At 37.3% G+C, this 21,384-nt stretch carries 17 protein-coding genes, 1 other RNA gene and 1 other annotated feature; of the genes, 16 read left to right on the plus strand and 2 right to left on the minus strand.

All coding sequences use genetic code 11. From position 1 onward, the window contains the following. Nucleotide 1 precedes the first annotated feature (1 nt). On the minus strand, nucleotides 2–1,573 hold the full coding sequence (spoVB, locus tag ACMW72_RS06415) for a stage V sporulation protein B (RefSeq protein ID WP_418368019.1): 1,572 nt from the start codon (nucleotides 1,571–1,573) through the stop codon (nucleotides 2–4). A 163-nt stretch (nucleotides 1,574–1,736) separates the two neighbouring features. Between spoVB and ACMW72_RS06420 the strand changes: the two genes are divergently transcribed. From ACMW72_RS06420 to dtd, 8 genes are all read left to right on the plus strand, one after another. After that, nucleotides 1,737–1,979 (plus strand): post-transcriptional regulator, encoded by a 243-nt coding sequence (locus tag ACMW72_RS06420; protein WP_418368020.1) that lies wholly within the window; start codon nucleotides 1,737–1,739, stop codon nucleotides 1,977–1,979. 69 nt (nucleotides 1,980–2,048) lie between these two features. Beyond that, a complete protein-coding gene (gene secD, locus ACMW72_RS06425; protein ID WP_418368021.1) occupies nucleotides 2,049–3,287 on the plus strand; it encodes a protein translocase subunit SecD in 1,239 nt (412 codons plus the stop codon). Beyond that, a complete protein-coding gene (gene secF / locus ACMW72_RS06430) occupies nucleotides 3,277–4,218 on the plus strand; it encodes a protein translocase subunit SecF (RefSeq protein ID WP_418368022.1) in 942 nt (313 codons plus the stop codon). Before secD ends, secF begins: the two co-directional genes overlap by 11 nt. 244 nt (nucleotides 4,219–4,462) lie before the next feature. Then, entirely contained in the window at nucleotides 4,463–5,398 is a 936-nt protein-coding gene (locus tag ACMW72_RS06435; protein WP_418368023.1) for a cation diffusion facilitator family transporter, read from the plus strand. Nucleotides 5,399–5,430: 32 nt separating this feature from the next. Then, a complete protein-coding gene (gene recJ / locus ACMW72_RS06440; protein ID WP_418368024.1) occupies nucleotides 5,431–7,761 on the plus strand; it encodes a single-stranded-DNA-specific exonuclease RecJ in 2,331 nt (776 codons plus the stop codon). Nucleotides 7,762–7,775: 14 nt separating this feature from the next. Further along, the gene (locus ACMW72_RS06445; protein ID WP_418368025.1) at nucleotides 7,776–8,288 is read left to right on the plus strand and encodes an adenine phosphoribosyltransferase; all 513 of its coding nucleotides are present in this window, start codon (nucleotides 7,776–7,778) and stop codon (nucleotides 8,286–8,288) included. A 168-nt stretch (nucleotides 8,289–8,456) separates the two neighbouring features. Then, nucleotides 8,457–10,616: a RelA/SpoT family protein gene (locus ACMW72_RS06450; protein ID WP_418368149.1), complete on the plus strand. Its 2,160-nt coding sequence runs from the start codon at nucleotides 8,457–8,459 to the stop codon at nucleotides 10,614–10,616. Between the two features lie 13 nt (nucleotides 10,617–10,629). Then, nucleotides 10,630–11,067, plus strand: coding sequence for a D-aminoacyl-tRNA deacylase (gene dtd / locus ACMW72_RS06455; RefSeq protein WP_418368026.1), 438 nt, complete (start codon nucleotides 10,630–10,632; stop codon nucleotides 11,065–11,067). A 106-nt stretch (nucleotides 11,068–11,173) separates the two neighbouring features. On the opposite strand, the gene ACMW72_RS06460 is transcribed toward dtd, so the two are convergent. Next, nucleotides 11,174–12,667 carry an SH3 domain-containing protein gene (locus ACMW72_RS06460; protein ID WP_418368027.1) on the minus strand — a complete coding sequence of 498 codons (1,494 nt, stop codon included), beginning with the start codon at nucleotides 12,665–12,667 and terminating at the stop codon, nucleotides 11,174–11,176. Between the two features lie 161 nt (nucleotides 12,668–12,828). On the opposite strand from ACMW72_RS06460, the gene ACMW72_RS06465 reads away from it, so the two are divergent. The 8 genes from ACMW72_RS06465 to ACMW72_RS06500 all read left to right on the plus strand — a co-directional run bounded on the left by ACMW72_RS06465 (nucleotide 12,829) and on the right by ACMW72_RS06500 (nucleotide 21,362). Beyond that, a complete protein-coding gene (locus ACMW72_RS06465) occupies nucleotides 12,829–12,993 on the plus strand; it encodes a hypothetical protein (RefSeq protein ID WP_418368028.1) in 165 nt (54 codons plus the stop codon). Between the two features lie 113 nt (nucleotides 12,994–13,106). Further along, entirely contained in the window at nucleotides 13,107–14,600 is a 1,494-nt protein-coding gene (locus ACMW72_RS06470; protein WP_418368029.1) for a coproporphyrinogen III oxidase, read from the plus strand. A 47-nt stretch (nucleotides 14,601–14,647) separates the two neighbouring features. Continuing rightward, nucleotides 14,648–14,887 (plus strand) — a binding site (T-box leader). 67 nt (nucleotides 14,888–14,954) lie between these two features. Next, nucleotides 14,955–16,217, plus strand: a complete 1,263-nt coding sequence (hisS, locus tag ACMW72_RS06475; RefSeq protein WP_418368030.1) for a histidine--tRNA ligase — start codon at nucleotides 14,955–14,957, stop codon at nucleotides 16,215–16,217. A gap of 20 nt (nucleotides 16,218–16,237) precedes the next feature. Continuing rightward, on the plus strand, nucleotides 16,238–17,995 hold the full coding sequence (gene aspS / locus ACMW72_RS06480) for an aspartate--tRNA ligase (RefSeq protein WP_418368150.1): 1,758 nt from the start codon (nucleotides 16,238–16,240) through the stop codon (nucleotides 17,993–17,995). A gap of 96 nt (nucleotides 17,996–18,091) precedes the next feature. Further along, a non-coding RNA gene (ssrS, locus tag ACMW72_RS06485) (6S RNA) lies at nucleotides 18,092–18,274 on the plus strand. A gap of 47 nt (nucleotides 18,275–18,321) precedes the next feature. Further along, nucleotides 18,322–19,062, plus strand: coding sequence for a ThiF family adenylyltransferase (locus ACMW72_RS06490; protein WP_418368031.1), 741 nt, complete (start codon nucleotides 18,322–18,324; stop codon nucleotides 19,060–19,062). Between the two features lie 17 nt (nucleotides 19,063–19,079). Then, entirely contained in the window at nucleotides 19,080–19,991 is a 912-nt protein-coding gene (locus tag ACMW72_RS06495) for a DUF1848 domain-containing protein (RefSeq protein ID WP_418368032.1), read from the plus strand. Between the two features lie 135 nt (nucleotides 19,992–20,126). Then, nucleotides 20,127–21,362 carry an extracellular solute-binding protein gene (locus tag ACMW72_RS06500; RefSeq protein ID WP_418368033.1) on the plus strand — a complete coding sequence of 412 codons (1,236 nt, stop codon included), beginning with the start codon at nucleotides 20,127–20,129 and terminating at the stop codon, nucleotides 21,360–21,362. Nucleotides 21,363–21,384 lie beyond the last annotated feature (22 nt).

Raw genomic sequence — 21,384 nt, forward strand, 5'->3', positions numbered from 1 at the left:
GTTAAGGAAGAATATAGCGGAAAATCGCCCCTAACCATGGAATGCTTACAAGATCTTTTTTGCGAATCACTTTAAAAAGGAGTAACAAATAAAGATAAATGATACTGCCGAAAAAGAGAGAAATAAATAACCGTACAATGATTTCAACGTTTTCAAGAAAATGGACAAAAATAGCATAGGAAGCAACTCCCAAGCTTATAGCAGAGAGGCTAATGGCGATAAGGGGTCTTATTTGAATCGTATAACCAATAATATGGATAACACTGCGAAAATGTAAGACGGTGACCAGTGTCATTCCAAGGTTGATTGCAATTGCAACTCCATCGATGCCAAGACTTGCTCTTGAGGCTAAAACCAAGATGGCGATGGTTTTCGCGAAAGCGCCAATAATGGTATTTTTCATCGATTCTTTCGCATAATCTAACCCTTGCAATGTAGAAGCTAGAGGACGTTGAAGGTATAAAAAGATGGAAAACGGGGCCAAAATGCGAATAAAGTGGCCAACTTGTTCACTGTTAAATAAAATTTGGCTTATTGGATCAGCCATGATAAACATAAAAATTGAGGCAGGTAAGCCGATCATATATGCTGTTTTGAGTGATTGGTGTAAGCGTTTATAGATAAGGAAATGATTCTTTTTGGCGGCAGCTTCGCTAACAGCAGGGATCAGCGAGACAGAAAGGGAGTACGTAATCACGGTAGGAAAATTAATGATAAGTAATGCCATTCCTGTTAATTGTCCATATTGAGCTGTAGCTATTGATGTAGGAACTCCTGCTAGAGCAAGGCTATGGGAGACAACACTAGGTTCAATAAAATAGGCGAGTGATCCAATGATTTGACTGGCTGTGACAGGGATGGCAATTCTGAACATTTTTGTATATAGTTGTTCGTTTTGTTTCGGGAAGAGTCGTTTAGCTATTTGATGTTGTTTTTCGCGTTTTTGCATAAAGTAGTGAACCAATAAAGTTATATTTCCAGCGATTTCGCCAATGACCATACCGATCATCGCACCAGCAGATGCGTATTCTACCCCTTTTGACAAAAGAGAGACAGAAAGAAGGATGCCAAAAATCATCCGAAAAATGGTCTCGATAATCGTGGAGGTAGCAGAAGGAATCATGTTATGTTTTCCTTGGAAATATCCTCGTAAAACGGATGAAATCGAAATAATCGGGATGATCGGGACGATCATGACAAGTGTTAGATATACCCTCTCATCAGTTAATATATATTGACTGATGAGAGGAATGGTTATGTAAAAGATAGCAGAAATGGCAATTGAAATGATGATCACAAGCGTAAGGGAGATTCGCAAAATCTTTTGTGTTTGTCTTACATCATTCTTTGCTTCTGCTTCTGCAACCATTTTCGAAACAGCAATGGGTAACCCTGCTGTTACAATAGTGATTAATAGAATTAAGGACGGAAATGCCATTTGATATAAACCAATAGCTTCAGCACCCACCACTCTTGAAAGTGCAATGCGATAAATGGTTCCCAATCCCCGAGTGACTAATCCAGCGACGACTAGAATCATTGCACCATGCATAAAGTTTTGCTTCTTCGTCATATGTTTCACTCATTTCTTAAATAAGATAAGCTAGTCTAGATATATGAATACTAGGCGAAACTCATGACAAAATTAAATTCCTTTATAAGAGAAGGAAAAATCGAATTTTTAGCGAAAAAGGTAGTATACAAGGTAAAGAAACTTTTTGAAAGTGGTGGTTCGTGTGGAAGGACTCGATCTAGCAGAATATGATTGCCAATTAGAAGCATTATGTCAAAGCAAAGCCGAAGAGTTTCACTTAATGGGATATAAAGGGATAACAGCAAAGGAGATATGGCAGTGCGTTTCTGAAAAATATCAAAACGAGATGCCCCCATTACACCGTGTCGTTAATGATATTTTGTCACTTAAAGTGACAACGTTTATGAATTGGTTGACGTTAAATGCTTATAAGGGTAAGAATTAACCGTTTCATTGCACGATGATTTACAAACATTTATAATTGGCTTATTGGGTGAAAAAGGAGGATATTCGAATGGTTCGCTGGAGTAAACTCATCGCACTCATAGTCATTATCGTGTCACTTTCGTTATTAATGGTGTTTACATCAGGCTATATCGTCCGTCATATTACCTTAGGTCTCGATTTACGAGGCGGTTTTGAGGTATTATATCAGGCTTTACCACTTGACGGAGAAAAAGTAACAAAGCAAGCGTTAAAAGATACGGTTCGTGCAATTGACAGAAGGGTCAATGTTCTTGGGGTTACAGAACCAGATATCACGATTGAAGGTCAAGACCGTATTCGTGTCAAACTTGCAGGGGTTACCAATCAAGATGCAGCAAGGGAATTACTAGGAAAACCTGCTAGACTTACATTCCGCAATGCAAATAACGAGATTCTCTTAGATGGGAAAGATTTGGTTGAAGGTGGAGCAAAAGTTGATGTTGACCCGCAAACGAATCTTCCTGTCGTTCAGTTAAAATTAAAGGATGCTGCTAAATTTAGAGATATTACGAGCAAATATCTTGGACAACCTATTGGTATTTATCTTGATGAGGATTTAATTACCGATCCAGTGGTGAATGCTGTCATTACGAATGGAACAGCGATTATCACAGGTCAAGAAAGCGTAGAAAAAGCCCAAGAACTCGCTGATTTATTAAATGCAGGCGCATTGCCACTACAGCTGAAAGAGATTCAATCTCAAAGTGTTGGTGCAAGTCTAGGGATGCAAGCTTTGCAACTTGGGGTTAAAGCAGGAATCATTGGAACGGCATTAATTCTATTATTCATGATTTTGTATTATCGCCTGCCAGGATTCATCGCAAGTTTTAGCCTTGTTTTTTATATTTATTTAATTCTTGTTGTCTTCTGGCAAATGAAGGTAACCCTCACTTTACCAGGTATAGCTGCTTTGGTTTTAGGGATTGGTATGGCCGTTGATGCCAATATCATTTCTTATGAAAGAATAAAAGAAGAGCTAAGAAATGGACGAAGCGTTATGTCTGCTATCCGTGTAGGGTATCAACGTTCTCTTGCTACGATTTTAGATGCCAATTTAACCACGATTATTGCTGCTCTTGTCTTATTTATTATTGGAGAATTTGGTCAAATTAAAGGATTTGCGACAACATTGATCGTAAGTATTCTCGTCAGTATGGTTACAGCCGTTTTTGGTTCAAGATGGTTAATCAATTTGTTTGTCAAATCTAATCTTACATCAAAACCATGGCTCTTCGGTGTGAAGGAGGCTGAGATCCGTGAACTATAAATTTGATTTTGTTCGCCGCCGAAACATTTTCTTTACCATTTCTGGGATTATTACTTTACTTGGAATTTTATCTTTACTAATCTTTGGTCTAAATTTAGGAATTGATTTTAAAAGTGGGTCTCGCCTCGACATCCATATTGGCAAGGCGTTTACCGAAACAGAAATTAAAACATTGCTTAAACAAGCAGAAGAACAAGCAAAAGCCAAGGGAATTCAAAATGTGGATTTAAAACCTTCAGTCATTCGGACGGCAGGGAATAATCAGGAGATTGCTGTTGTAAGCTTTGACCAAACTATCTCAAAAGATGTGTTACCCATTATACGTGAAGTCTTTCAAACGAAATATGGTTCAAAAGTAGATATCCAAGAGAGTACGGTTGATCCAACGGTAGGTAGAGAATTAGCAAAAAAAGCGATCTACGCTGTCTTATGGGCATCACTAGGAATCATCCTTTATGTGACCATTCGTTTTGAATACCGTTTTGCAATTTCAGCGATTGTTGCTCTGTTACATGATGCCTTTTTCGTCATTACGATGTTTTCGCTTCTTCGTTTAGAAGTGGATATTACCTTTATTGCTGCCATTTTAACGATTGTTGGTTATTCGGTAAATGATACGATCGTCATTTATGACCGTATTCGTGATAATTTGAAAAAGGCAAAAATTAAACGATTGGAAGATATTGAAGAGGTCGTCAACCTTAGTTTGAACCAAACGTTATCTCGTTCCATCAATACAGTTCTTACTGTCTTCTTTGCTGCTTTAGCCTTGTATTTCTTCGGCGGACCAGGGATTCATAACTTTTCATTAGCCTTATTGTTTGGTCTATTTACAGGAGCCTATTCTTCCATCTTTATTGCTTCTCAAATCTGGGTAGTATGGAAAGGGCTAGATTTAAAAAAGAAACGAGTTCAAGTTCAAGAAGCGTAAAAATCGAATATTGGTTAAAATAAGGATGTAAGAAAGTTTCTTACCGCGGGATAACCGCGGTTTTCTTCTGACTGCTTCGGAAAGTTTAACTTCATTAACGTAATAAATCGAAGTTAAACTTGAACGATCAGCATAAAAAACTACCTCTAAAGAAGAACTCGACTACGTCTTCGAAAAGACTTCATATAGAAGTTTTTTTTAAAATCAATCACGCGGATTCTTCTAACTGCTTAAGGAGGATATTATGAAAGAACAGCGTTTTCAAAAAGCGGAATTTGCTGCATGGGTTGGAATTATTGGAAATCTTTTTCTAGCGGTCGTAAAAGGGGGATTAGGATGGATTGCAAGCAGTAAAGCGTTGATCGCAGATGCTGCACACTCTTTTTCCGATGTTGCCGGTTCCATCGCCGTTTTAATCGGCTTACGAGCAGCCCAATTGCCACCAGATAAAGATCATCCCTATGGGCATGGGAAAGCGGAAAATATTGCTGCGATCATTGTCGCTGTCATCCTTTTTTTTGTAGGGGTTGAGGTCGGTTATTCTTCCCTTCGTGGAATGTTTCAAGCGAAAATTGAAGCACCAGGAATCTTGGCGATTTATGGAGCACTTTTATCGATTATCGTAAAGGAAGCAATGTTCCAATATAAATATCGAGTAGGAAAAAAAATCAACTCACCAGCTGTCATCGCCAATGCTTGGGAACACCGATCAGATGTCTATTCCTCAATAGGGGCTTTAATCGGAATTGGCGGTGCGATTCTTGGGGGAAAATGGAATATTCATTGGCTTCTTTATCTTGACCCTCTTGCTGGTTTTGTTGTAGCAATTGCGATTATGAAAATGGCCTATGATCTAGGAAAAGAAACCATCCATAATACACTGGATCGCGTGCTCCAAGAAGACGAAACCAAAGAATACATCGCTGCGGTAGAAAAAGTAGTCGGTGTAATGCATGTCGATGAATTCTATGCGAGGGAACATGGTCATTATGTGATTGTTGATCTAAAAATTGCGGTAAACCCTAGAATTACCGTGGAAGAGGGGCATCAGATTGGGAAAGAAGTCAAAAAGACTTTACTCTCTCAATTTCACAATATAAAAGATGTATTTGTGCACATTAATCCTTACCAAGCTACTTATTATCAAGAGCAGTCAGATGAACCATTTCTCATACAATAGTTGATAAAGAAAAACATCTGGGAGTGGAGATTATGTTAGAACCAAAGAAACGTTGGCTCATTCAGGAAGTAGATGAGCAAACGGTGGAGAAGATGGTTCGTGAGTCAGGTTTAAATCCGTTAATAGCTAGGTTGTTAGCTATACGCGGTATCAAGGAAAAAGAAGATATCGAACGATTTTTAAATTACGATATCATGATGTTGTATGACCCTTTTTTATTTACTGATATGAAAAAAGCAGTTGATCGCATATTTACTGCAATCAAAAAAGGGGAAAAAATTCTTATCTATGGAGATTATGATGCTGATGGTGTCACCAGTACAACGATTATGTATAAAACATTAAAACAAATCGGAGCCAATTTTGATTACTATATCCCAAATCGTTTTTCCGAAGGGTATGGACTTAATAAAGAAGCTCTAGTAGAAGCCGCAAAAAAGAAATTTCAAGTAGTGATTACTGTAGATACGGGGATAAGTGCCATTGAAGAGGCAAAGCTGGCGAAACAACTAGGTCTCGATTTGATTATTACGGATCATCATGAACCAAAAGAGATTCTTCCTGATGCGTTTGCCATCATCAATCCCAAAATACCTGAAGAAACCTATCCTTTTAAACTTTTGGCTGGTGTTGGCGTGGCGTTTAAATTTGCTCATGCATTACTAAAAAGAATTCCAATCGAATACATAGACATCGCTGCGATTGGTACGATTGGCGATCTTGTTCCGTTAGTGGATGAGAATCGGATTATTGCGAGTATCGGCTTAGAACGACTTACAAAAACAAAACATATTGGACTTAGGGCTTTGCTTGATGAAGCAGGATTGAAGGATAAAAAAATCACTACAGGGCATGTAGGATTTGGGATCGTTCCAAGAATTAATGCAAGTGGTCGCTTAGAGACAGCTGACTATGCCGTGAAATTGTTCATTACCGAAGATCAAGAATTGGCCAAAGAATTAGCGCATGTTTTAGGTTCAATGAATCAAGAAAGGCAAGGAATTGTTGAAGATATTACGCAAGAAGCCTTTGAAATCATCGAAAAAGAAGAAATGGAGAACGATAAAGTTCTCGTTGTGGCGAAAGAAAATTGGAATGTGGGTGTAGTTGGTATTGTTGCATCTCGTATTCTCGAAAAATACTACCGACCAACCATTGTTCTTAGTGTTGATCCGGCAACAAAAATGGCCAAAGGATCGGCAAGAAGTATTGAAGGGTATGATATCTACCAAGCACTAACTAGGATAAAAGATATACTGTCCCATTTTGGTGGTCATAAACAAGCAGCGGGATTAAGTATTGAGGAGAAAAATATCCCCCTACTTAGAGATAAATTAAACCAACTAGCGGAAGAATGGTTAAGTGAAGAGGATTATATCCCCATAGAAAAAATAGATATGGTTTGTAACTTGGATCAAATTACCATTCCATTTATTGAACAAATTGAAAAAATGGAACCTTTCGGTATTGGAAATCCTAGTCCGAAATGGTTGATCGAGCAAATTGAAGTTGCTAGGACATCTACGATAGGAAAAGAAAACCAACATTTAAAAATGATCTTAACCAATCAAAACAAAACGATTGAGGCTTTAGCTTTTAAAATGGGTGATCTCAATAAAGAAATTGCCGCTTCTTCAGAGATTCGTGTTCTAGGGGAACTAAATATTAACGAATGGAATGGAGAAAAAAAACCACAAATCATGGTTCAAGATATACATATCCCCCATCTGCAAATCTTTGATTGGCGGAATAGTAGGAATCAAGTAGAGCGATTAAAAGAATTAGATCACGAAAATGTTGTAATTCTCTATGATGAAAAAGTGAATGAAGATATTTCGATCTTTCAATTGGCAAAAAAAATTTCTTATCAAAATGTTAGAAAATCAGACCTATCGGCTATTCAACAGATCGTACTTTATGATTTGCCGCCAAATATTTCGATAATGGAAGAAATAATAATGAAATTGCAAGAAGCAAAAAAACTTTATTGTATATATGAAAATTTCGTCCATACTAAATATAGATTGGACAAAATGCCTACTCGCGAAGTATTTAAACAAGTCTATACGGTCTTAAAAAAATATCCGAATATCAACCAAAAGGGAAAAGCCGAACATTTTTTTAAAAAATTGGGGATAAATATCGAAACTTTTCAATTTATACTTGATGTTTTTCAGGAATTAGGTTTTATAATAGTAGATGGAGATTTTCTTACCTTACACCCTAATCCAGAGAAGAAAGAATTAATGCAATCATTTTTATATCGTGAATTTTTGGAAAAGGAAAAGGTAAAGGAAATATTCGTATATTCTAATTCAAAAACCCTAAGGAATTGGTTTTTAAACAAGTTCCATAGGAATTAGGAGGAGTTATTTTGATGGATTATAAAAGCTTAATAAGGGTAATCCCAGACTTCCCTCAAGAAGGGATTCGTTTTAAAGATATTACTACCTTATTAAAAAATGGGGAAGCGTATCGTTCTGCCATTAATGATCTAGCTGAATTTGCCCGAAAATTTGCTGTGGATTTAGTTGCTGGCCCAGAAGCAAGGGGGTTTGTGGTTGGAGCACCTCTAGCTTATTCATTGGGGGTTGGCTTTGTTCCCGTTCGTAAAGCAGGGAAATTGCCTGCTGAAACGATTCAGGCGAGCTACAATTTAGAATATGGAAAAGATGCATTAGCGATACATGTTGATGCAATAAAACCTGGGCAAAAAGTACTGATTGCCGATGACCTTCTTGCTACTGGCGGAACGATTAAAACAACCATTGAACTCGTTGAAAAATTAGGTGGTATTGTGGTTGGCGCCGCTTTTTTAATAGAGTTAGGTTATCTGAAAGGAAGAGAAACATTAAAGGATTACGAAATCTTTTCTTTGGTTACTTATTAATGGAGTAAATATGCGATGCTATTTTAAGAAACCTAGCAAATGTGTTAGGTTTCTTTTATTTGGTAAGGAATTTCTTTCCTCTGTCCCTTTACTTTCGAATGAAAATTAGTAATAATAGAATGATATACAATATTTATAGATATCAGGTGAAGACATATGGACCATGGTATGGATCGTTTATTAGAAAAAGCAGCAGATTATATGTCTGATGAAGATATAGCATTAATCGAAAAAGCCTATGAATTTGCAGCGAAAGCTCATGAAGGCCAATTTCGTAAATCGGGAGAAGCTTATATTGTTCATCCAGTTAAAGTCGCCGAGATTCTTGTAGACTTGCAATTGGATGTGGTTACCGTGATCTCTGGTCTCCTTCATGATGTGGTGGAGGATACATCTGTCACATTAGAGGAGATTACAGAGGTCTTTGGTGAAGAGGTTGCTCGTTTGGTCGATGGTGTAACTAAGTTAGGGAGGATTAAATATAAATCAAAGGAAGAACAACAAGCAGAAAATCATCGGAAGATGTTTGTCGCTATGGCAAAGGATATCCGCGTGATTTTGATTAAGTTAGCGGACCGTCTTCATAATATGAGGACTTTGAAACATTTGCCAGAGGACAAGCAAAGGAGAATTGCTAATGAAACGTTAGAGATCTTTGCTCCACTTGCCCATCGTTTAGGAATTTCTACGGTAAAATGGGAGTTAGAAGATATTGCTCTTCGTTATTTAAATCCTCAACAATATTATCGAATTGTCCATCTGATGAAGCGAAAAAGAGCAGAAAGAGAAGAATACCTTGCAAAGGTCATCCAAACGATCGAAAATCGCTTAGAAGAGCTAGATATTCATGCCGAAATTTCTGGACGACCAAAACACATTTACAGTATTTATCGGAAAATGGTCAAACAGAATAAACGTTTTGACGAAATTTATGATCTATTGGCTGTCCGTGTGATTGTAGATACCGTTAAAGATTGTTATGCCGTGTTAGGAACGATTCATACCCTTTGGAAACCGATGCCTGGTCGTTTTAAAGATTATATTGCAATGCCAAAGGCAAATATGTATCAATCTCTTCACACTACTGTTATTGGGCCAAATGGGGAACCATTAGAAGTGCAAATTCGAACCTTTGAGATGCATCATACGGCAGAATATGGGATTGCCGCACATTGGGCATATAAAGAGGGAAAAACTCAAGCGACTGGATCCTTTGAAGAAAAACTAACTTGGTTTAGAGAAATACTCGAGTGGCAAAATGACTATAAAGATGCAAGGGAATTTATGGAATCGTTAAAAATGGACCTTTTTTCCGATGCGGTTTTTGTATTTACTCCCAAAGGTGATGTGATTGAGTTACCACAAGGATCTGTTCCTTTAGATTTTGCTTATCGTATTCATACAGAAGTAGGGAATCGTTGTATCGGAGCCAAGGTAAACGGGAAAATCGTTCCCCTTGATCATCCGCTGAAAACAGGAGATATAGTTGAAATCTTAACATCCAAACATAGTTATGGTCCCAGCCAAGACTGGTTAAAAATTGCAAAATCTTCTCATGCGAAAAATAAAATTAAACAATGGTTTAAAAAGGAAAAACGTGAAGAAAATATTTCAAAAGGGAAAGAAAGTATTGAAAGAGAATTGCGGCGTCAAGGCTATGATGTGAGTCAATTGATGACTCAAGAAAACCTGCGAGAAGTGGCTCAAAGGTTCAATTTTAATGATGAAGAAGATATGCTTGCGGCAATTGGTTATGGCGGAATTACTGCCATGCAAATCGTTACCCGCCTGATTGAAAAAGTGAAGAAAACAAATGATGGAGATTTTTCAAAAGGAATCGAATTTCGTCCCCAAACAACAACGCTTTCAAAGAAAAAAGTTGCAAATGGGGTAAAAGTAAAAGGGGTAGATAATTTATTGGTTCGTTTCTCTCGTTGTTGTAACCCCGTTCCTGGTGATGAAATTATTGGCTTTATTACAAGAGGAAGAGGAGTTTCCATTCACCGAACCGATTGTCCTAACATTCAACAGTTAAAAGAAGATAGTGAACGGTTTATCTATGTTGAATGGGATAACCATCAAGATCAAGCCTATAATGTGGATATTGAGGTTACAGGAATGGATCGCAGAGGATTGCTCAATGAAGTTCTTCAAGCAGTATCTGAGACAAAGACGAACATGACTGCTGTCTCTGGAAAGTCAGATAAGAATAAAATGGCGACAATCTTAATGACGATTCTGATTCATAATACGGAACACCTCCATTCCGTCGTTGAACGCATCAAACGAGTCAAGGATGTCTATACGGTTCGCAGAATCATGCAGTAAAGGAGATGGTGGGATGCGAGTTGTTGTACAAAGAGCGAAACGAGGGAAAGTCCTTGTGAATCAAGAAGTGGTTGGGGCCATTGAAAAAGGCCTTGTTTTGCTTGTTGGTGTGACACATGATGATGAAGAGAAAGATATTGAATATTTGGCAGATAAAATTGTGAATTTAAGAATTTTTGATGACGAAGAAGGGAAAATGAATCTCTCGATTTTAGATGTAAAAGGAAGTATTTTGTCCATCTCTCAATTTACCCTTTATGGAGATGCGAGAAAAGGAAGACGGCCTAATTTTATGAATGCTGCAAAACCTGATAAAGCAAAACAATGTTATGAACGGCTGAACCAGTTGTTAAGAGAAAAAGGGGTTCATGTAGAAACGGGGCGGTTTGGCGAAATGATGGAAGTGGATTTTATTAACGATGGCCCAGTAACCATTCTTTTAGAATCATAGATTCAATTAAGCCATATTGGGCTTGTATATTCCAACACGCTCCGTTGTCCGTGTATAAATACATTCCCGAAAGTCACTGCTTATGGAATATACAAGCCTATTTTTACTATTCTTGAAAATATTTAATAATTCCTTGAAAAATACCTTCTGCTGATCGTTCTTGAAATAGGGGAGAACGAGCTTGAAGTTCATCTTCGTAATTCGTAAGGAAAGCAAGTTCTACGAGAATAGATGGACTTTTGTTTTCTCTTAAAACAAAAAAGTTTCCAAAACGGGTATTTAAGTCTTTTCTGCCATTTTGTTTTACGAGTTTCTGATGAACGGTTTTTGCAAGTTTTTGATCTATGTTCTTGTAATAATACGTAATCGTTCCCTGAACATCAGGGTTAGAAATGGTATTATGGTGAATGCTGATAAACACATCCGCTTTATTTGTGCTAGCATCATTTGTTCTTTGCTCGAGAGAGACTTTGTAATCCCCATCTCTTGTCATGATCACTTTCGCTCCTGCAGCTTCTAATTTCTTTTGCAGTCGTTTAGCTACTGATAAATTCACGTCCTTTTCTTTTGTATTAAAATAAGTTCCGATTGAACCGGAATCATAGCCGCCATGTCCAGCATCGACAACTATGGTATACCCAGCTAAAGCATTCTCAATTCCGTGTTTTATCTTTTTTTCTATTCCTGTTACCGATACAATCCAGCCTGCCACATATGCTTTTTTTCCATCAGGCAGCTGAATCAAGTACCAATCTCCTTCTGTTCCAATAATGGGAAATTGCTCTCCTTTTTGAACAATGGCAACGATTGGGGAATTGATCGTTGGTTCTTTACGAATGTTCGTTTTTGGAAGAGTAATGACGACTTTAGGTTGATTGGTCAATTCCATTTCATCACTACGGTCTACATTTTCCGCATATTGACTAGCAATCCAACCATCTTGATTTTGATAACCAATTTGGTACCATCCATTTTTTGCTTCAAAGACTTCGACTTCTTCGCCATTTAATAGTTGTCCGATTATAGAATAAGTGATACCAGGACCTGATCTTACATTTAATCGACTAGCTTTGATTTTTACCAAATCTTTTTTTACTGTATCTTCAGATGGTGAATGATTCGATTGTTTGGTTAACCATTTGGCTACCCATCCTTCTTTGCCTGGTTTTAGTTGGATTTTTATCCAATCCCCTACTTGATCGACAATTAGATAATACTTCTCGTTGTGGATTTGATTGATAATAGGGAAACTGGTACTTGGTCCTGAACGGACATTTAAATTAGGAATGATCGATTTTGCTGTTTGTCGGTTGTTATTGGTTTGTTCCTCATTTATATCGACTAACCAACCAGCCACCCAGCCATAAGTTTTATCAATGTTTATTTTGTACCAACCATTCTTTTCTGCAAGTATGCTATATTTTTCTCCCCGTTTCACTTGTGTCAAAATTTCATAGTTTAATCCTGGTCCTCTTCTAACATTAAGTAGGTCTACTTTTGCAGCCAACATGGTTGAAGAATAAACGTTTTGCTGGGAGATCACTGTTTGAAACACGACGAATTGAATAAAAAAAAGAATCATAATGAACCTTCGTTTCAATCTCTCATCCTTCCTTTCTAAGTTGTCAGAGAATCCACTGTTATTAAAAATTTCTTTTTTTCGCCTTTGATTCCTGCCACATTAAGAAAATTAGTCCAAAAGCATTTAATTTCAACAATATTTGGCAATAATAATGGAGAAGAAAGTAATGGAGGACTCGTATGCACCAGGCGAAGAAAGAATTACATTTAAAACAGTGGAATCAAATGTTTTCTCTTGACTTTTATGATCAATTGGCTGAGGAAGAGATGATTTTAGAACATCAATTTTCCCAGGAAATAGATCCTGTAGTCTTAGTGAAGATGAAACATGGAAGGACAAATTAGCAACAGTATTAAGTTTCTTTTTAACGTATAAGTACAACGGACAAATTTCCCTTCACTTGTTATTTAGAAATAGAACCAGTATACTGTTTCTAGTCATTAGTGGAGGGGCAAACATGATATTTAATATTATTAATGTTGATGAAAAACTAAAACGAGAGATTGAGTTAATCTATGATCTTTTTCAATCAGATGAAGATCAATTGGTGTATAATCAGCCGATAGAAACCAAGAATATGGTCACCATTGATTTTCGTTATGAGATAAAAGATAAACAAATTTTGTTTTTAGCAAAAGTCTTTACCCAATTGGAAACACTTACTTTTAAACATGAACGAAACATTATTGACAAAACAAAAGACCAGATAAGAAAAGAGATTAAAAAAGGGATCAGCCATGTATGGGTACAAACTCTAGAACATTTTACTGGGAAAAGCCATGATTGGGGAATTCTCACAGGAATTCGTCCAATGAAGTTATACCATCATTTAAGTAGAGAAATGTCTTATGATGAAGCTGATCACATTTTAGCGAAAGATTACTTGCTAAAGCCAAATAAAATTGCCTTGTTACGTGAGATTGCCCAAAAACAATTAAAGGTGATTCCTGATCTATATGAGATCGACGAAGAGGTTAGTTTATATATCGGAATCCCTTTTTGTCCAACGAAATGTGCGTATTGTACTTTTCCCGCCTATACAATTACAGGACAAAATGGAACAGTGGAAGATTTTTTACAAGGATTAGGATATGAAATCGAACAGTTCGGCAACTGGTTAAGAGAGTCAGGGAGGAAAGTAACTACAATTTATTTTGGCGGGGGAACGCCAACGAGTATCGAAGCTGATCAATTAGGTCATCTTTTTCAACTACTCGATCGTTTCATTGATCTTCAATCTGTAAGGGAAATTACCGTTGAAGCAGGCCGTCCTGATACGATAACCGAGGATAAGATTCGTATACTTAAACGATGGAATGTGGATCGCATTAGTATTAATCCCCAGACGTTCACACAAGAAACATTGGAAGTGATTGGGCGCCACCATACAGTAGAAGAAACCATCGAAAAATTTCACTTAGCTCGTAAAATGAACATGAACAATATTAATATGGATCTGATTATTGGTTTGCCAGGGGAGACGTTAAAAGAGCTGCAACACTCTCTTGCACAAATTGAAAAACTGCTCCCTGAATCTTTAACCATTCATTCGATGGCCTTTAAAAGGGCCTCTTATTTAACGAAGAATAAAGAGAAATTTGCTATAACCGATCCAAAAGAGATTCAACGCATGATGGAGTATGCCACCATTTGGACAAAAAAACATGGTTATCATCCTTATTACTTATACCGTCAAAAAGATATGTTAGGAAACTTAGAAAATGTGGGTTATGCCCGTGAAGGAAAGGAAAGTCTTTATAATATCCTCATTATGGAAGAAAAACAAACCATCATTGGGTTAGGAAGCGGAGCAGTGAGTAAATTCATTGCTCCAAAGTCAAATACGGTCATACGCTTTCCTAATCCAAAAGAACCACGAGCATATATCAATTCGGTTAAAAAGTATACAAAGGAAAAAATTGAACAATTAAATGAAATTTTTGATTGTTAAACCTTGACATTCTATTTTTGGCTAAGTAAGATAATTAACAATTAAATAGTGATTCGGTGAAGGGAAAAAGTATTTAGGAAACGGATAGCCAGAGAGGAGATGAGTTGGCTGAGATCATCTCTCTATTACGACCTAAAGAAAGACATCCCGGAGAACTCTTGGCGAAAGGACGAAAACGAGTAGCTATAGAGCGCTAGGAATTGGCGTTATCCAAAATGAGTGGGATTTATATCCAATTTAGGGTGGCACCACGGGTGAAGAAGGAAATTCTATCTCTCGTCCCTGATGTTTGACATCAGACGAGGGATTTTTTATTTTTAGATATCTTTGTTATTCTGTTGAAGGAGGTTCGCTATGAAATTTCAAGTACCTAGAGGAACAGCCGATGTTTTCTTTGAAGAAGCTGAATTATGGAATTATATTGAACAAACGTCAAAAGAGATCTTTAAACGATACAATTATAAAGAAATTCGGACACCGATCTTTGAATATACCGAATTATTTCAACGAGGGGTAGGAGAGACGACAGATATTGTTGAAAAAGAGATGTACACCTTCACCGATCGAGGAGGAAGAAGCCTTACTTTAAGGCCAGAAGGTACTGCTTCTGTGGTACGCGCTTTTGTTGAACACAAACTATATGCCAATCCTGACCCAACGAAGTTATACTATATTGGCCCAATGTTCCGCTACGAACGGCCACAATCGGGCCGCATGCGCCAATTTACCCAGGTAGGAGTTGAGGTTCTAGGAAGTAGCGACCCTGCGATTGATGCTGAAGTGATTTCTTTGGCGATTCGAATCTTTGAAGAAATGGGTTTAACCAATTTGCGTTTGGAACTCAATAGTGTAGGTTGTCCTGTATGCCGACCTCTTCACCGTGAAAAGTTGGTCACCCATTTACATGGGGTAAAGGAAAAGTTATGTAAGGATTGTCAATCACGTTTAGAGCGAAATCCAATGCGTGTTCTTGATTGTAAAAATGAAACTTGCCAAGAAGTAACCAAAGATGCGCCAACGATTGATCAACATTTATGTGAGGATTGTAAAAGTCATCATGAGAAAGTAAAAGCTTATCTCGATCAAATGGGAATTGAATATGTAGAAAATCCAAGATTAGTTCGTGGTCTAGATTATTATACACAGACTGCTTTTGAGATTATTTCTAAAGATATTGGGGCAGTAGGTACTATTTGTGGCGGTGGCCGCTATAATGGATTAGTTGCCGAAATTGGTGGAAATGATGTACCAGGAATTGGTTTTGCTTTTTCTCTTGAAAGAGTTGCTTTAGCTTTAAAAGAGAAAGGAATCGACCTTAAATTAGCGAAAGGTATCGATGTCTACTTTGTCACAACAGGGGAGAAAGCAGATTCAGTCAGTATGAAGATTCTTGATGACCTTAGAAAAGCGGGAATCAAAGCTGAAAAAGATTACCTAGGACGGAAAATGAAGGCGCAAATGAAAGCTGCCGATCGTCTTCAAGCAAAATATGTCTTGATTTTAGGCGATGATGAATTTGAGAGCAAAAAAGTGATTCTAAGGGATATGGCTAGTGGAGAACAACAAGAGGTTTCCTTTGATGATATCATTCCAGTTTTAACGAGTAAATTAAGGTAAAGGGGGATTTGGAAATGGTCATGTATCGTTCTCATCAATGTGGAAAACTAAGTTTAGAGAATGTGAATGAGGAAGTTGTCCTTACAGGTTGGGTGCAAAAGAGAAGAGACTTAGGTGGTTTAATCTTTATTGAATTAAGAGATCGAAGCGGCATTGTTCAGCTTGTCGTTAATCCAGAAATATCTATTGAAGCACATAAAACGGCTGACAAAGTAAGAAATGAGTATGTGATCGGAGTAAAAGGAAAAGTAGTGAAACGTCCTGAGGAAACAATCAATCATAACTTGGAAACTGGTCAAATTGAAGTCGAAGTAAAAGAAATGGAGATTATCAACGAAGCCAAAAACCCACCCTTTTTTATTCAGGATAACATCGATATCGATGAAACACTCCGCTTAAAATATCGTTATCTAGACTTACGTCGCAATGAGATGAAAAATACCTTGATCTTACGCCATAAAGCAACAACGTATATTCGTAACTTTTTGGACAAGCATGGATTTTTGGATATTGAAACACCTATGCTGACAAAAAGTACACCCGAAGGAGCACGTGACTACTTAGTCGCAAGCCGCAAATATCCAGGTCATTTCTATGCTTTGCCCCAATCACCCCAGTTATTTAAACAACTATTAATGGTCGCTGGTTTTGAACGCTATTATCAAATTACGAGATGTTTCCGCGATGAAGACTTACGTGCGGATCGTCAACCTGAATTTACACAGGTGGATATAGAAATGTCTTTCATGCCCTTACAAGAGTTCCAAGATCTAATGGAAGAAATGATGGTGGGTTTATTTAAGGAAACGATCGGATATGAGATTCCTCGTCCATTTCCACGGATGACTTATCAAGAAGCGATGGATCGTTATGGATCAGATAAACCGGATATTCGTTTTGGCATGGAACTGAAGGATTTGACCGAGGTATTTAAGAATACCGAATTTAAAGTATTTAAATCAACGATTGAAAATGGTGGCCAAATCAAAGCGATCAATGCCAAAGGAGCAGCCCATTACAGTCGAAAAGATATCGATGGGTTAACAGAATTCGTTACCCATTATGGTGCGAAAGGTTTAGCATGGCTTGCTTTTAAAGAAGATGAGGTGAAAGGTTCCATTGCTAAATTTGTCACAGATGAAGAAATGAACCACTTACGCACAATTCTTGAAGTTGAAGTTGGGGATCTGATTCTCTTTGTTGCTGATTCGAAAAAGGTGGTCGCTGATGCACTAGGGAATCTTCGACTCAAATTAGGTAAAGATTTGAATCTCATTCCCAAAGATGAATATCGTTTTTTGTGGGTTACTGATTTTCCACTCCTGTCATATGATGAAGAAGAAGGACGCTATGTTGCTGAACACCATCCTTTTACAATGCCTAGAGAAGAAGATATCCCATTACTCGATACGGATCCTCTTAAAGTCCGTGCTCAAGCATATGATATGGTGTTAAACGGATATGAATTAGGTGGAGGCAGTTTAAGGATCTATAAACAAGAGATTCAGGAAAAAATGTTTAAAACCCTTGGATTTAGCAAAGAAGAAGCATGGGATAAATTCGGTTTCCTTTTAGAAGCTTTTGAATATGGCACTCCTCCCCATGGTGGAATCGCTTTTGGCTTAGATCGAATCATCATGCTTCTTGCAAAACGAAACAATTTAAGAGATACCATTGCCTTTCCTAAAACATCTGGAGCCAATTGCTTGTTAACAGGAGCTCCTTCACCAGTTGATCATAAGCAGTTAGAAGAACTTCACTTAGAAATTACAGAATAAATGCTTTCCCTAGTTAGTATGACACAGTTTTGTAAAAATCTTCACTTGATTTAAAAGAACTGAGTATGGTAACATAAAATTACAAATAACAACTAGAGAGCCCTAAGTTGTACGTGATTTCGCGACAGTTTTGAGCCAACACCTATAAATAGGGAGTCCGGAGTTCATTTGTGGAATTGAGAGCATGATTTTATCATGAAACAAGGAAGCAAATGACAGGACACCCACCTGCGAGAGAGCAGGTTCAAAACTTAGGAGACACGGCATCCCGGGGCTCCTTTTTTATTGCGTACATTATTAATACATATTGAGAAAGGATAAAAATTATGCTTCATGCTTTTTCACGCCTTGAATTGGCAATTGGTACAGAAAACCTTCAACGTCTCAAACAAAAGACTGTTATGATTCTAGGAATAGGTGGAGTTGGCTCTTTTGCTGCCGAAGCCTTAGCTCGTTCTGCGATTGGTAAGTTAATTCTGGTTGATAAAGACAAGATCGATATTACGAACATCAATCGCCAAATTCATGCCCTTACTTCAACTATAGGAAAACCTAAAGTAGAGGTAATGAAAGAGAGAATAAAAACGATTAATCCAGAATGTGAAGTAATCCCATTACACGTGTTTTATAATGAAGATACCGCTGAACAAATTTTTTCTTACAAACCAGACTATATCATTGACGCGATCGATATCATTACAAGTAAAGTACATCTGATTGTAGAAAGCAAAAAAAGAAAGATACCGATTATCTCTTCAATGGGCGCGGCAAATAAATTAGACCCAACTCAATTTGTTGTGACAGACATTTCGAAAACTTATATGGACCCTGTGGCGAAAGTAGTACGCCAACAATTAAAAAAACATGGTATTAATAAAGGGGTACAGGTTGTCTTTTCCCCTGAGAAACCTCTAATCCCCAAGCAAGAGCTTTTTTCCGAAGTAGGAAAAGAAGAAAGTAAGATTCGTAAAGAAAAAATGCCTCCTTCTAGTAATGGTTTTGTACCACCTGTAGCTGGATTAATTGCTGCTAGCGTCGTCATTCGTCATTTTATTGAGGGAGAATGATTTGGGAGGTCCCTTCATTGATTATTAGTGTAAGTAGAAGAACAGATATACCAGCTTTTTTTGGTGAATGGTTCATGAATCGAATCAAAGCAGGATATTTCTATAGCGTTAATCCCTTTAATCCCAAACAAGTGAAAAAAATTAGTCTTAAGCCAGAAGATGTAGATGTTTTTGTTTTCTGGACAAAAAATCCAAAGCCTTTTATAAAATATCTTGAGCCACTTAATAAAAAAGGGTATCAATACTACTTTCAGATTACTTTAAATGATTATCCTAAGGTATTTGAGCCTAACGTACCTCCTGTTCATGAAAGAATTGAGACTTTTCAAGAATTAAGTCGGAAGATTGGCAAGAATAAAGTGATTTGGCGATATGATCCCATTATTGTAAGTAATATCACGCCGATAGAATATCATTTGGAAAAAGTAGAAAAAATTGCAGGGCAACTCAAAGGATATACTTGTCGCCTAACCATTAGTTTTCTTGATTTTTATGGGAAGGTAGATAAAAGATTAAGGAAACTAGAAGAACGCTATGGAATTGTATTGAAAGACATTACCACTGAAGAATATCAGAAGGACATCATTCATCTTTCCACACATTTATCTGAGATCGCAAAGAAAAATGGAATGGAAATTCAGACATGTGCTGAAAAGTTGAATCTAGATTCATGGGGAATTCAGCATGGGAGCTGCATAGATGACCAATTCATTCAAAGTGTTTTTCAAATGGATAAGAAGTTTAAAAAAGACAAGAACCAAAGAAAGGAATGCCAATGTGTGGCATCTATTGATATGGGCATTTATAATACTTGCCGTTTTCAATGCAGTTATTGTTACGCGAATTACAGTGAAACATCAATTTCAAATCGTTTAAAGAAACATCATCCTAGCTATCCAACATTAATTTCGATTACCTATATGGCGTAACTTCACTGGAATGAACGTTTTTAATGGTATGGAAATCCAATCAGATTTTTTCATTGTTTTTCACTCCTTCTCCTTCTTCTTCTTTTTGCTTGGTGAAAATGAAATAGATCTAAAACTAAATAAGGAGTATTTTCGATGAAAAAGTTTTTTTCTATTTTCCTATCAATAATGATTATCGTTGTCTTTTCTTTAGGGTGCAGTTTAGATGGAGATCAAAAGCAAATCGTTACGGAAACAAAACCTAAAAAATTAGTGGTTTGGGATGAGATTGGTAAAACAGCCGGAATCGAACCCGCGTTAAATAGTTTTGAGCAGCAATATGGAATCAAAGTTGAGGTTAAAGAAGTAGACAGCACAAAGATGCTAGAACTACTCTATCAAGAGGGGCTTGCAGGTAATGCAGCCGATGTGATTACCATGCCACATACCCAATTGGGGCAAGCCGTGACACGAGGTTTAGTTATGCCCATCAAAGTAGACAAAGAGCTCGTAAGCCAATTTAATGAATCAGCGATCAATGCTTTAACTTATAAAGGAGTACTTTTTGGTTTGCCGCGATCGATTGAAACACCAATCTTTATTTATAACAAGAAACTAATGGCTCAAGCTCCCACAACTTTTGATGAGCTATATACTTTTTCGAAAGAATTCACAAAATATGGTTATTATGGTTTTTTAGCCCTTTGGGATAACTATTATTTTGCACATGGAATCATCAGTGGATTTGGTGGTTATGTCTTTGGCGAAAAAGAAGGAATTCCTTCACCAAAAGATCTTGGGTTAAATAACCAAGGAGCTGTTCAAGGTTTGGAGTTTATTCAAAAGTGGTATGCGGAAGGGTTATTTCCCAAAGAGATCATTGGTGCATTGGGAGCGCAGACGATGGATGGTTTGTTTACTGCAGGGAAGGTTGCAGCTGTTATGAACGATCCTTCTGGATTGCAAACATATCGAAATGCTGGAATTGAATATGGTGTTGCACCGCTCCCAACTCTCCCCAATGGGAAACCTGTAAAAACATTTATGCGTGTAAAAGGCTGGTTTGTGACCCCTTACTCCAAAAATCTCGATTGGGCAACCAAATTAATAGAGTGGTTAACGAATCCAGAAAATGCGAAAATTCATTTTAAAAAAACAGGAGAAATTCCACCTTTAAAACAACTCGTCAGTGATCCAATGATCGTAAATAATGAAGAAGTGAAAGCGATTCTTCTTCAATCCCAACACGCAGAACCAATTCCAAATCTGAAAGAAATGGCTGAAGTATGGGATCCAATGAACCAAGCCTTACAATTAACAGTTACAAATCGATTAAACCCAAAAAAAGCTTTAGATGATGCAGTAAATGCTATTTTTCAACGTAGGAAATGATATATTACATGTAAGAAGTATT

The organism is Tepidibacillus sp. LV47 (assembly GCF_048381575.1).
Taxonomy (GTDB): domain Bacteria; phylum Bacillota; class Bacilli; order Tepidibacillales; family Tepidibacillaceae; genus Tepidibacillus.